Origin of the sequence: Runella salmonicolor, assembly GCF_024158025.1 — a bacterium.
GTDB lineage: Bacteria > Bacteroidota > Bacteroidia > Cytophagales > Spirosomataceae > Runella > Runella salmonicolor.
This window is the reverse complement of record NZ_JAMZEL010000027.1, coordinates 1-12,988: the sequence shown is the minus strand read 5'-3', so window position 1 is coordinate 12,988 and position 12,988 is coordinate 1. Positions and strand designations below refer to the sequence as shown.

The following is a 12,988-nucleotide window of genomic DNA, read 5'->3' as shown; positions in this document are numbered from 1 at the left end:
ATAAATAAGTTAAGTCGCTGATAGGTAGTTTTTTATGTTTGAAAAATATACTTAAATGTCATATTTGTTGTTTGGGTATAAATTAAAATTAGCTCTTTGTACCTAAGAGAAATACTTATCAAATAGGGTTTTGATTCAAGGCTTTTAGTACTCATAACTGCATTAATATAACCCCCGCAGGTGTTTTCCTCGAAAATCAATTCGTTCGTCTATCACCAGCAAATCGGCCCATCGCGTGGTGTAGCAGGGAGATCGCTGGGTCTGCTGCGTGGTCCAACCTTTTCCCTGGGTGGCAATGCGGATGGTATCGCGACCCAACTTGCGATTGAGGGCGTCTACCGTTTGAAAAACGCGGTGGTCTTTGAGTCGTTTGGGTTCATTGATGTCAAAAAGTACGGTTTGGGTGTTGGTTTCTGGCACAAGCCCGCTGACCATTACCCCTGCTTTTTTGTACCGGTATCCTTCTTTGAAAATGAGCTTTAAGGCTTTCAGTGCCATCGTTACCAAGTCAAAACCGCTGTGCGTGGCGGCAGAAAAATGAAGTACTTTGGAGCCAAAATACTGCGGGTCGTTTTCGCGGTGTGGGTTGGTAAACAAAAACAAGTGCAACAGATTGGCGCAGCTTTTTTGCTTACGCAGCTTCTCGCCGCAACGCGCGGCAAAAGTCGCGACGGCCTCCTCAATCAAAGATAGGTCGGTGAGGGTATTTGAAAAAGAACGCGAAACACAGATGCCTTTTTTGGGATGAGGCTCAAGCGTTAAACCGTAGCAAATTTCGCCCCTTAATTCGCGCACCATGCGTAAACCTACAATTTTGAGGTGTTTTTGAATCCATGAATCGGGCATTTGAACGAGGTCAAAAGCGGTCTGGATTTGGTGATCAGCCAGAAAACGGGCGTACCGGCGGCCCACCCCCCAAATATCCCCAACGGGCGTTGCGGCGAGGGCGATGTCGGCCGTAAAATTGTCTTCAATAACAAAAACACCCTCGTCTTTTGCGTGCGCTTTAACGTAGCGATTGGCGGCCTTGGCCAACGTTTTGGTGGGGGCAATGCCCAGCGAAACGGGGATGCCCGTCCACTGCCAAATCGTTTGCCGAATCTCCTGACCAAACGCGTATAAATCATGGTACGGCATTTGGCGTAAATCCAAAAAAGCCTCGTCGATGGAATACACCTCCAATTGCGGTACGAGTGCATGAAGGCTTTGCATGACGCGGTTGGAAAGGTCGCCATAAAGTGCGTAATTGGAGGAAAAGACATTGACCTTGTATTGTTTAATCAATGATTCGATTTGGTATAGCGGCACGCCCATTGGGATATTTAACTTCTTGGCCTCGTCAGAACGGGCAATAACGCAGCCGTCGTTGTTAGACAAAACCACGATGGGCTTTTTTTCCAGTTTAGGCTGAAAAATCCGTTCACAGGAAGCGTAGAAATTGTTGCAATCAATGAGTGCGTACATCCTATTGCTTTTGGGTTTTGTGGATGATGTACGTCACGACTCCCCAAACCTTAAAGTCATTGGCCTCGGTAATGGCAACGGGGTCGTAGGAAGGATGCTCAGGCAATAAAAAAGTTTGTCCTTGTTCTATACGTAAGCGTTTGACCGTAAATTCGCCGTCCAATATCCCGATGATAATGCTTCCGTTTTGGGCGCTGAGGGAGCGGTCTACCAGCAAGATGTCGCCATCGTATACGCGTGCTCCTTCCATCGAATTGCCGCGCACGCGGATGCAGAAAGTGCTGTAAGGGCGCTCGATGAGGTGCGAGTTGAGGTCCAGAGAAAGTTCGGTGTAATCATCGGCTGGGGAAGGAAAACCAGCCGAAACGGTAGCGCTGACCAAAGGGATGAAAACGGTAGGAAAATAAAAGTTCATGAATAACAATCAGTTAGGGATGCTGTATTGGTATATAAAGCAATAAATGGTTGTTTTATTTGCCTTTTGGTTAAAAAATATGTATTTTAGTTGCAAATATTACTCGTAATGTAAATAATATGCAAGAAAAAGTGAATAATTTTGCTCAAAATCTTTCTTATCTGCGGAGTAAACTGGACGGAAAGGTATCCCAACAGCGCTTAGCCGACGAGTTAGGGATAAAAAAATCTACCTTGGCAGCCTATGAATTGGGCAGAGCGGAGCCGAGTTTTGAAGATTTGATTCGTCTGGCTACGTTTTTCTCGATTCCTATCGACGGGTTTTTGCGCAAGGATTTACGTAACGATACGCGCCCCGTGTCAACCAATGGCGACCTCCGGGTATTGGTAACCACCGTTGACCCCCAAAACCGGGAAAATATCGAGTTTGTGCCCGTTCGGGCCATGGGGGGCTATGCCGAAGGCTACGGCGACATTGACTACATCAACCGCCTGCCGGCGTTTCAGGTGCCTTTCCTATCGCGTGACCGCAAGTACCGGGCATTTCCGTACGAAGGAGATTCTATGCCGCCCCTGCGCGAAGGCTCAGTGGTGTTTGGAGAGTACATTGACCAATGGGACGGCGTCAAAAACGGCACCATCTGCCTCGTGGTGACCAAAGATGAAGGGGTTGTGCTAAAAAAAGTATTTAACTACTTGGAAGACAAAGGAGTACTGGTGCTTAAGTCGCTCAACGAGCGCTATGCACCTTACCCAGTTCGTCGCGAAGAAATTCAGGAATTGTGGCGTTTTGCGGGCTATTTTGATTCAGAATTTCCAATGGGGTAACATTAGGCGATGTGGGTGCGGGAGGTTTCTTAAAACCGACCGCACCCCATGTCTATATTTCTTTCTTCATCAAAAAATCATTCTGAACTTCGGTGCCGAGCGTAAAAGTATGCGCTCCAAAGCGCTCGAAACCCATTTTTTCGTAGAACCGAATGGCTTTGGGATTGTGTTCCCAAACGCCGAGCCAAACCACTTCTGTGGTGCTTTCTTTGCCCCATTCTAGGCAGGCTTGCATGAGTTGCGCGCCTAATTGTTGGCCGTGGTAGGCCTTATCTAAGTAAATTCGTTCAATTTCCAGCGCTTTTTTGTTTTCTAGCCCTTCTGCCGAATGGTTTTGAACGAGCTTGGCAAAACCAATCAACTTGCTTTGCTTTTCAACAATCAAATAGTGGACATTTTCATCCCGTAATTCGAGCTGAACTTGGGTTAACCCAAACCGCGTCGATATATACATCTGCATGTTGGCGGGTGTGTTGTAGCTGGCATAGGTGTCAACGAAGGTCTTTTCCATCAAATCGCGTAAGGCGGGAGCATCCGACCACTGGGCCGGGCGAATGGTAAATTGGGTGGTTATTTCGTTCATTTTATCCAGCGATTTTGTATTCGTAAAACACGGTGTCAAGCGCCATGGCGGGAAACTGGGGGGGGAGCGTCGATTTTGGCAGTTGCACAAAACCGTTTTTTTCGTAAAAACGCATGGCCGCCTGAAGTCGGGGCAGAGTCCCTAAATAAATAGCGGTCAGGCCGTGCTGACGACAATGTTCAAGCATGGCATTCAAAAGCAGGGTAGCAATACCCAGTTCTTTTCCCCGAAAATCTTGGTGAACAAACATTTTACGAATCGCGCCCATTTGGTCGCCGATGTCAATCAGCGCAATGGTTCCGACCACCTGCCCCTCGTTTAAGGCTACCCAAAAAGCCCCTTTGTTCTGACAATAAAACGACGTAATGGTCAGTAAATCGGGCTGGTCGGCCAAGGTGATGGGAATGTTGAACTCGTTTTGTTGAATTCCTAAAATCAAGTCAATGATGGACTGTTGATGTGCTTCGCTGTAATGGGCAATTTGAATCATATTACTGTATTAGATGGGTTCCTGCTTGCCGACGATAAACCTCCCCGCAAGCGCGGAGAGGTTTTGGAGTCATAAAAGACAACTAAAAATCGTATTGGAAAGTGAGTACGATGAACAAAGTAACAAAAGCCGTTTAATAATCAGAAATGCTATTTTTTTACTGATTTATGCTTAATTTGTATAAGTCCCTAAAACTAATCGCAAAAGTTCTAACGTCTACTTAATCTTCTGTACAACATGGATATTCGTCAACTTACCTATTTTCTGGGCGTTGCAGAAGAACTGCACTTTTCGCGGGCGGCAGAAAAATTGTTTATCGTACAGCCCGCTTTGAGCCGGCAGATTCAGCAATTGGAAGAAGAGTTGGGCGTTTTGCTTTTTGAACGGGACAAACGAAATGTAAAACTGACCGCTGCGGGGAGTTATTTTCGGGACGAAATCAACCGCCTCCAACATCAGCTTACTTACATCACCGAGCAAACGCGTCGTATTCACAGCGGGGCCGTGGGTAAGATTCGGATGGGGCATCCTGGCTCGGCATTGTATTCGATTTTGCCCGAAGTCCTGGCCATGATGCACGAGCGTTTTCCAGATGTCAACGTGCAATTGACCGAAATTGCCGAATTGGAACTGATGGAGGCCCTGAGAAACTACGACATCGACGTTGGTTTTACGCGGGAGATTACCGTCGACCCTCGTTTTTCGACGGATTTGTTGTTTGAAGAACATTTTGCGTTGGTTGTGCCGAGCGATTCGCCGCTCAATGATTCCAATTTTGAAGACATCAGTCAGTGCCGAACGGCGGAGTTTATTTTGCCTAAAATCGACGTTGACATCAATTACGGCAAAATATTACACGGCATCTTTGAAGAAAAAGGCTTCCGTCCCAAAGTGGTGTATCATTCCAATTATGGCGCGACTATTTTGCGGCTGGTCGAAAAAAAACTCGGGCTTTCGGTATTGCCGATTTCGTATCGCGAGGGCGCATCGTCGTTGGGAGTTCGGTTTTTAAAGTTGCCCACTGTCACGCAGTTGTACCTCATTTGGCGGGCCGATGATATCAATGCGGTACTGCCGCACCTGCGAGAAATTGCCCAAGCCGCCGTCAAAAGACTGTGTTTGGACGAACTGTAAAGGCGCAAAATTTGAGGTCGCTACGGTTTTACAAACTTTTCTTTTTTGTGTTTCCAACGGTTGTGCGACCACAACCACTCGGCTGGGTGGCGTTGGATTGCGGCTTCCAACAGGTTTTTGTAGGAATTGGTAATGGCGCCTTCGGGCAAATCGTCGTACGGCGGCTCGGCTACGGAGTGGAACAAAACGATATAATACCCCCGACTTTTGCGGTACATTTCGCCAAATACGACGGGCATTTTGGTGGTACGGGCTATTTTTTCGGTACCCGGAAAGAAACCAGTCTCTCGGTTTAAAAACGGGAGCCAATGGGCATGTTCGGGTTCGTGGGGTGATTGGTCGGCCACGAGGCCCGTTGTACGAATGATTTTTCGGCGAGCCACGATTTCACGCATCAAACGTTGCATCGGAATAGGGTACACCCCAAACGAAGAGCGCACTTTTATCATAAACTCGTCTGACTGCTTGTTTGTCAGGGTTTTGTAAACCACATCTACCGGAATGCCGCGCGTAGTCAACGCTCCGGGTACCCATTCCCAGTTGGCAATGTGGGCGCTGAAAGACAGAAAAGACTGCCCTTGGTCTACGTAGTTTTTGATTAACTCAAAATTTTCAATTTGCACCCGCTCCTGAATCTCTTCGGGACTCAAATACGGCAGTTTGAGGGTTTCGACGAATAAGTCGGCCAGCAATTGATAAAACTGCTTCCTAATTTCCTGAATCTCTTTGGGTGTTTTTTCGGGAAATGATTCTGTTAAATGTTTAGTGACAAGTTTTTTGCGATAACCGACTACATAATAAATCAGGACGTAAAAAACGTCGGATAATTTATATAAAAACGCCAGAGGCAAACGCCCCAACCAGCCCAAAAACCACATTTGATGCGATGATTTACGATTGCCAAAATACAACGAGGGGACCGTTGGTCAAGGAAATCTTTTAAAAAAAGAATTTTAGCGCGCAAAATTAGTAAATCAACCGATGTGTTTTACTTCTTAGTTCTATAATCAACAAATAGAACGATGTCTCGACCTTACCTTCTTGCCGAAACCCACTGGAAAGCCGTAAAAATGACCGACTACGACGCGGCCGTTTTGCCTTGGGGCGCTACCGAAGCCCACAACTATCACTTGCCCTACGCCACCGACAACTACGAAGCCGACGCGCTAGCCGCTGAAGCGGCGCGTTTGGCGTGGGAGGCGGGCCGTAAAGTACTGGTGTTGCCCACGATTCCGTTTGGCGTTAATACGGGCCAAGCCGACATTAGGCTGTGCATGAACCTCTACCCAAGTACGCAAATGGCCATATTGCGGGATTTGGCCGAAGTAGTGGCCCGAAGTGGCATAAAAAAACTGCTGATTTTCAACAGCCACGGCGGCAACGATTTCAAACAGATGGTGCGGGAAGTAGGGGCGCAATTTCCTGAACTATGGATAAGCACTTGTTTTTGGTTCAAAGCCTTAGACGGGTCGGCGTATTTTGCAAACCCCGGCGACCATGCCGACGAAACCGAGACCAGCCTGCTGCTGCACCTGCATCCTGAGTTAGTGCTCCCACTGGAAGAAGCGGGCAAAGGACACGCCAAAAAAACAAACATCAGCGCCATGCGCGAAGGCTGGGCGTGGGCCGAACGCAAATGGAGTCAGGTAACGGAAGATACGGGCGTCGGGAATCCCAAAGAGGCTACCGCCGAGAAAGGCGTGCGTTTTTATACCGACTTGACCCAAAAATTAGGACAATTTTTTATCGAATTGGCCGACGCTGATGTGAATCAGTTGTATGAGTAAGCGCCAGTCTTTCTTTACCGTAAAAGGCAAAAACGGCATTTCTAATTTTATTGAAATTTGTACTTTCCTCATTTTTGGTATCGGCAAAGAAGGTTTTGCAAAATTTTTTTATCATTTTTTTGATATTATCATTCAAATTACTTTATTTACATAATCACTTATTTATAAACCAAATTGTCGGCCAGAATAGAATTACAGTACTTACCCTCATTGGAGTACTTTGCTTGTTTGTTAAAATATGGGGAGATAGAGATTGAAGCGCAGGAGTATTTCCTAAAACAAACCTATCGGAATCGCTGCCACATTCTGACCGCCAACGGCGTAGATACGTTGATTGTTCCGGTAGTTCATTCGGAACCCAAAATGCCCATTAAAGAAGTAAAAATTGATTATTCGCAGCCTTGGGTAAAACGACATTGGGGGGCTATCGTAGCCGCTTACGCCAAAGCCCCTTATTTTGAGTATTTTGGTACAGATTTTGAACGCGTTTTTCAGAGAAAACCCACTTTTCTGTTTGACCTAAATTGGGAGCTACTGACAATCTGTCTGCGGCTGTTGAGACTAAAGCCGACAATACGTCTGACCGAAACGTACCAACCCACGGTAGAAAATGGCCAATTTGACGCACTTTCGTTGGTGCATCCCAAAAAGGGCTACGGGCACAACAATTTATACGTTCCCGTTGTTTATCAACAAAACTTCGGGCGAGAATTTGTCCCTAATTTGAGTGTGATTGACTTGCTGATGTGTCAGGGAGCGGAGGCCACAAACATCTTAAAGCGGTCAGTTTTCGTAAATTGAACGAAGTAGGAGGTTTATTCGTTAAGAAGTTGATACATAAGCTAGCTATACTCCTCCATTCCAACCGTGAAGAAACCATAATTAAATGGAAGCAAAATTTTCAAACCGCGTAAAAGAAGTCATTTCACTCAGCCGTGAAGAAGCCTTGCGTTTGGGTCATGATTATATCGGCACCGAGCATCTTATTCTGGGAATGATAAGAGAAGGAGAAGGAGTAGCGTTGGCTTTATTGAAGAAACTTGGGGTTTCTTTGGACGAACTCCGCGTAACCATCGAACAGGTTACGAAAGGGACGGCGACCAACAACGTGAAAAATCTGGCCAATATTCCATTGACCCGGCAGTCTGAAAAGGTGTTGAAAATCACCTACTTAGAAGCAAAAATTTTTAAAAGCCCACTTATAGGTACGGAGCACCTGCTACTGTCCATTCTGCGTGACCCCGACAATCTGGCCTCGCAGATTTTAGCCAAGTTCAATGTAAACTATGAAATCGTTAAGGAAATGTTAGAGTATCAATCATCAGGCACCAAACCCCATGCGGGGCCCGAAACTGACGACGACGACGAACGGAGTATGTTCGGAGGCGGTGCTCAGCAAGGCAAAGACCCCAAAAATACCGAAAAATCTCGCACGCCTGTATTAGACAACTTCGGTAGAGACCTAACCAAAATGGCAGAATTGGGCAAATTAGACCCTATTGTTGGCCGTGAAAAAGAAATTGAACGTGTAGCGCAGGTACTGAGCCGCCGTAAGAAAAACAACCCCGTACTCATCGGTGAGCCGGGCGTTGGTAAGACGGCCATCGCGGAAGGCCTAGCGTTAAGAATTGTACAAAAGAAAGTTTCGCGTGTCTTGTTCGGCAAGCGCGTCGTAACCCTGGATTTGGCCTCACTCGTGGCAGGCACCAAGTATCGCGGGCAGTTTGAAGAGCGCATGAAAGCGGTTATGAATGAACTGGAAAAATCGCCTGAGGTGATTCTGTTCATTGATGAGTTGCACACCATCGTGGGCGCGGGGGGCGCGTCTGGTTCGCTAGATGCCTCCAATATGTTCAAGCCTGCATTAGCCCGGGGCGACATCCAATGCATTGGAGCCACTACGCTCGACGAATACCGTCAATACATCGAAAAAGATGGTGCCTTGGCCCGTCGTTTTCAGATTGTAATGGTCGATGCTCCAAGCGTAGAAGAGACCATTGAGATTTTGAACAACATCAAAGATAAGTACGAAGACCACCACCACGTAAACTATACGGACGAAGCCATTGCGCAGGCCGTGAAACTGTCGGAAAGATACATTACCGACCGCTTCTTGCCCGACAAAGCCATCGACGTAATGGACGAAGTAGGTGCCCGCGTACACATCAGCAATATCACTGTTCCAGAAGATATTGTGGTGTTGGAACAGCAGATTGAGGAAGTGAAGAAGCAGAAAAACCTCGTGGTGAAAAGCCAGAAATACGAGGAAGCCGCTCAACTTCGCGACCGTGAGAAGAAATTGTTAGATCAACTCGACCGCGCCAAAATTGCGTGGGAAGAGGAAACTAAAAAACGCCGCTATACCGTTACGGACGACAACGTGGCCGAAGTAGTAGCCATGATGACGGGAATTCCCGTGAATCGGGTGGCGCAAAACGAGGGCCAGAAATTGCTCGGTATGGGTGATGAACTCAAAAACCGCGTGATTGGTCAAAATACACCGATTGAAAAACTGACCAAAGCCATCCAACGGACGCGGGTAGGATTGAAAGACCCTAAAAAGCCCATCGGTTCGTTTATCTTCCTTGGCCCAACGGGTGTAGGAAAAACGGAATTGGCGAAGGTGTTGGCTACCTACCTGTTTGATAAAGAGGATGCGCTCGTTCGTATCGACATGAGCGAATACATGGAGAAATTCAGCGTATCGCGCTTGATTGGAGCGCCTCCGGGCTACGTAGGTTATGAAGAAGGCGGGCAGCTAACCGAAAAAATTCGTCGTAAGCCATACAGTGTGGTACTTTTGGACGAAATCGAAAAAGCCCACCCAGATGTCTTCAATATCTTGCTTCAAGTGCTGGACGACGGTATTTTGACCGATGGTCTAGGACGCCGGGTTGACTTCCGTAACACAATCATTATCATGACCTCCAACATTGGAGTACGTGATCTGAAGGATTTTGGTTCGGGCATTGGTTTTGCCACCAAGTCAAAATCTGAAAATCCAGATGACCAAATGAAGAGCACCATTCAGAGTGCATTGCGTAAAGCATTCTCGCCTGAATTCCTCAACCGTTTGGACGACGTGATTGTGTTTAACTCGTTACAACGTGAAGACATCCATCGCATCATTGATATTTCGTTGGGTAAATTGTTTAACCGCGTAACTAACCTCGGATATCAGGTAGAACTGACGGAAAAAGCCAAAGATTTCTTATCAGAAAAAGGCTACGACCAACAATACGGTGCCCGTCCGCTCAACCGCGCTATTCAAAAATACCTCGAAGATCCCGTCGCAGAAGAAATTCTCAAAGGGGATTTGCGCGAAGGCGATACACTTTTGGCCGACCATGAAGATGGCGCTGAAACCCTCGTGATTACGGTTAGAAAAAAAGAGGAAGAAGTGATAAACTAAAGTTTGGTTTTGTCTAAAAATATTCCCTTCAATACACTTTAAGTTGTTGTGGAATATATTTTTCTCTAAAAATATACTTATAAGTGAAAAAGGGTACGATTTTTGTCGTACCCTTTTTTATTTGTAACAATAGAGCTGTGCCAAATGAACTTACCTCTACTCAATGATTTGCGGGGAATTGCAATGGACAAAAAAGCGTCTATCCAGTTCATGGACCGGATAGACGCTAGGTACCTTTTTGATAAAACGCATCTGGAAGAGATAATCCAGAAAATTCGGCCACATTACCAATTGATTCATTTTGAGGGAAAAAGGCTTTTTCAGTACGATACGCTTTATTTTGATACCCCAGAGCGTCTTTTTTATTACCAACATTTGGCAGGGAAATTGAACCGCTACAAAATTCGCAGTTGTCGGCAAGTTGAAACCAATGAGCAGTATTTTGAACTAAAATTCCGAAACAATAAAAGTTTCACTCGCATACAACGTATACAGCTCGAAGATTTGTCGGAAGATATTTCAGGAAATGGAAGACAGCTGCTGCTCCAAAATATACCAATCGACGTGTCAAGTTTAGAGCCAGCAGTTTGGATTTACTACCACCGCATTATGTTGGTCCATCCAGAAACAAGAGAAAGATTGACGTTTGATTTGAACGTGTGGTTTCGATGGCGCTCAAAATCGGTGGCGTATCCGAACTTAGTCATTGCGGATGTCCAGCAAGAAAAAGGGAGCGTCAGCCCGTTCAAAAATTTGATGAAAGAAAAAGAGATAAGGGAGGGCGGTATTAGTAAATACTGCTTGGGACTTGCCAGCGTAGAGCCTTCATTGAAGTCAAATGCCATCAAACCTATTCTGACTAGAATTAACCGATTAAATAAGTGTTGAAAAGCTCGAAACAACGTTACGAATATGTCCAATGTTTTACTTCATGAACTCATTTTTCAAATTGGCCTTGATGTGTTTAGCATGGCGATTTTGCTGTGGCTGATTTACTATCCCATTTATCGAAACCGTGAGTTTATTTTTTCTTTTTTTGCTTTTAACCTCATAATCTTCTCCGTAACCTATTTAATCAATAAGGTAGAGGTTTCGATGGGTGCCGCTTTTGGGCTGTTTGCGGTATTTTCGATGCTACGTTATCGGACGGAAGGTATAACCATGCGAAATATGACCTATCTTTTTCTCTCCATTGCGTTGGGACTCATTCATGGGCTGTCGGCCAATTCTGTGGGAATTACGGCCATTCTTACCACAGTGATGCTGTTTTTGACCTTTCTTTTTGACGGTGATTTTGTCTTTCCGAGGGAATACAGCAAGGAAATTATGTACGACAAAATTTCGCTCACCTCCGCCGCGCGTCGTGAAGAATTGATGGCTGATTTGCGGGACCGCACTGGGCTAAAAATCATCCGAATCGAAATTGATAAGCTTGATTTCTTGCACGATATGGCGTTCTTGAGAATTTATTATTACCTCTAAGTAGCCACCGATTCTTCTTTAGATAGGCTTTCTTTGGGTTTTAAACCAAACAAAATTCGGGGGAGGATAAACGGTTTTATCAGCCAATGATAAAGCACGGCTACAATTGAAAAGCAAATGCAAATCAAAAGCGTGAGTTTAACAACAATGGGCAGAGGCCACTGCACTACAAAATACCCAGCTACGACAATCACCGTTTGATGAAGAATGTAATAGGGGTATATGGCCTGATTGGTATATTTTAAAAATGGTGTAGAAAAATTCAGGTGTTGTTTCGCAAATCCTAGTGCGGCCAGAATTAACGTCCAGATGTGGACGGAATTTAAAACCCCGTAGAGATGCAGTCGACTGTCGTTTACTTTGGGTAAATCTAAAGTCCACCAGTACTTATAAAACAAGATGCCAATGCAGACGAGCGCCGTGCTTAGATAATAAAAACGGAAGCGGTCACAAGTTTGCCAAAAGGCGTTACTTCCTCCCAAAAGATACCCATACACCACGAACGTAAGCGAAGACGCAAACAAAAACCAATCGTCGAGCAGGCTTTGCTGCTCGGGAAAATCGAGGTACAGGGTAAAATAATACAGCGCGAAAGGAAGCACCAACGCACCAACGGCCAAAGGATGCGTGAGACGATTCGTTATTTTTTCCTTCAAAGCATTGACTGCTTTTAATTTAAAAACGGCAAAAACGGGCAGTAGCAAAAGACAAAACACAAACAAGTAGACGACAAACCATAAATGACTCCAGGTGAGGGTTCCGTCGGGGTAGGGTACAAACTCCCAAACGCTGGGATAAAACGCGGCATAGCTACCCTTAAACTGTCCCCGCTGCAATCGCTCGATGTACACCTGAGCGGGAATCATGAAAAACATGGCAAACAGCAAAGGAATCAATAAACGTACTACTCGCTCAAGGGCAAACATCCCTACTGACCGTTTTTTTAGCGAGAAGTGAATCCCTACCCCTGAAATGAAAAACAGCAGTGGTAGGCGCCATTGGTGTAGCCAATAAATCAAGCGCGTTAGCGCGACAGAGGTCTCCGCATTTTTCACTTCCCAGTTGAAAGTGACAAAAGGCATGGCGCAATGAAAAAAAATCAGCAAAAAAAAGGCCAATACCCGTATCCAATCAAGGTAGTGGCGACGTTGGGAACGTGAGTGCATCAGAGTGGCTGTAAGTTTTTTACAGTCAGATGCAAATGGGCAAAAAAAGGTTGCGTCGTGGTGGTGGTTTCCGTGGACTAATTTGGCTTCTTTGTAAGGATGTTTTTTGGATCAAAACCAAAAGTTGTGGAGTAACTTAGATTAAGCATATATCTGAGTTAGCCGATACAGGAAGAATTCTACGTTTCTTACCCCTCTGAACTGACTTCTGAACGCTTTGATTTTGGC

At 45.7% G+C, this 12,988-nt stretch carries 13 protein-coding genes; 7 read left to right on the top strand and 6 right to left on the bottom strand.

The genetic code is table 11. From position 1 onward, the window contains the following. Positions 1-162: 162 nt before the first annotated feature. The gene (locus tag NCI00_RS29045) at positions 163-1,464 is read right to left on the bottom strand and encodes a Y-family DNA polymerase (RefSeq protein WP_253533433.1); all 1,302 of its coding nucleotides are present in this window, start codon (positions 1,462-1,464) and stop codon (positions 163-165) included. Between the two features lies 1 nt (position 1,465). After that, positions 1,466-1,879, bottom strand: coding sequence for a LexA family protein (locus NCI00_RS29040; RefSeq protein WP_166560677.1), 414 nt, complete (start codon positions 1,877-1,879; stop codon positions 1,466-1,468). Positions 1,880-1,998: 119 nt separating this feature from the next. On the opposite strand from NCI00_RS29040, the gene NCI00_RS29035 reads away from it, so the two are divergent. Then, on the top strand, positions 1,999-2,706 hold the full coding sequence (locus NCI00_RS29035; protein ID WP_253533431.1) for an XRE family transcriptional regulator: 708 nt from the start codon (positions 1,999-2,001) through the stop codon (positions 2,704-2,706). A 52-nt stretch (positions 2,707-2,758) separates the two neighbouring features. On the opposite strand, the gene NCI00_RS29030 is transcribed toward NCI00_RS29035, so the two are convergent. After that, positions 2,759-3,289 (bottom strand): GNAT family N-acetyltransferase, encoded by a 531-nt coding sequence (locus NCI00_RS29030; RefSeq protein ID WP_253533429.1) that lies wholly within the window; start codon positions 3,287-3,289, stop codon positions 2,759-2,761. 1 nt (position 3,290) lies between these two features. Continuing rightward, entirely contained in the window at positions 3,291-3,779 is a 489-nt protein-coding gene (locus NCI00_RS29025; protein ID WP_253533427.1) for a GNAT family N-acetyltransferase, read from the bottom strand. Positions 3,780-4,016: 237 nt separating this feature from the next. Here NCI00_RS29025 and NCI00_RS29020 point away from each other — a divergent pair, with 237 nt between their 5' ends. Then, positions 4,017-4,913 (top strand): LysR family transcriptional regulator, encoded by an 897-nt coding sequence (locus NCI00_RS29020; RefSeq protein WP_253533424.1) that lies wholly within the window; start codon positions 4,017-4,019, stop codon positions 4,911-4,913. Between the two features lie 20 nt (positions 4,914-4,933). Here NCI00_RS29020 and NCI00_RS29015 read toward each other — a convergent pair whose 3' ends face one another. Then, the gene (locus NCI00_RS29015) at positions 4,934-5,791 is read right to left on the bottom strand and encodes a lysophospholipid acyltransferase family protein (protein WP_253533422.1); all 858 of its coding nucleotides are present in this window, start codon (positions 5,789-5,791) and stop codon (positions 4,934-4,936) included. Positions 5,792-5,935: 144 nt separating this feature from the next. Here NCI00_RS29015 and NCI00_RS29010 point away from each other — a divergent pair, with 144 nt between their 5' ends. The 5 genes from NCI00_RS29010 (at position 5,936) to NCI00_RS28990 (ending at position 11,594) form a co-directional block, all read left to right on the top strand. Beyond that, on the top strand, positions 5,936-6,700 hold the full coding sequence (locus NCI00_RS29010) for a creatininase family protein (protein WP_253533420.1): 765 nt from the start codon (positions 5,936-5,938) through the stop codon (positions 6,698-6,700). Positions 6,701-6,874: 174 nt separating this feature from the next. Beyond that, the gene (locus tag NCI00_RS29005; protein ID WP_166560684.1) at positions 6,875-7,501 is read left to right on the top strand and encodes a WbqC family protein; all 627 of its coding nucleotides are present in this window, start codon (positions 6,875-6,877) and stop codon (positions 7,499-7,501) included. 85 nt (positions 7,502-7,586) lie between these two features. Beyond that, positions 7,587-10,112, top strand: coding sequence for an ATP-dependent Clp protease ATP-binding subunit (locus NCI00_RS29000; RefSeq protein ID WP_114459184.1), 2,526 nt, complete (start codon positions 7,587-7,589; stop codon positions 10,110-10,112). Positions 10,113-10,256: 144 nt separating this feature from the next. Then, the gene (locus tag NCI00_RS28995) at positions 10,257-11,000 is read left to right on the top strand and encodes a VTC domain-containing protein (protein ID WP_253533418.1); all 744 of its coding nucleotides are present in this window, start codon (positions 10,257-10,259) and stop codon (positions 10,998-11,000) included. A gap of 24 nt (positions 11,001-11,024) precedes the next feature. Beyond that, positions 11,025-11,594: a DUF4956 domain-containing protein gene (locus NCI00_RS28990; protein WP_114459186.1), complete on the top strand. Its 570-nt coding sequence runs from the start codon at positions 11,025-11,027 to the stop codon at positions 11,592-11,594. On the opposite strand, the gene NCI00_RS28985 is transcribed toward NCI00_RS28990, so the two are convergent. After that, a complete protein-coding gene (locus NCI00_RS28985; RefSeq protein WP_253533416.1) occupies positions 11,591-12,760 on the bottom strand; it encodes an acyltransferase family protein in 1,170 nt (389 codons plus the stop codon). The genes NCI00_RS28990 and NCI00_RS28985 overlap by 4 nt on opposite strands. Between the last annotated feature and the right edge of the window lie 228 nt (positions 12,761-12,988).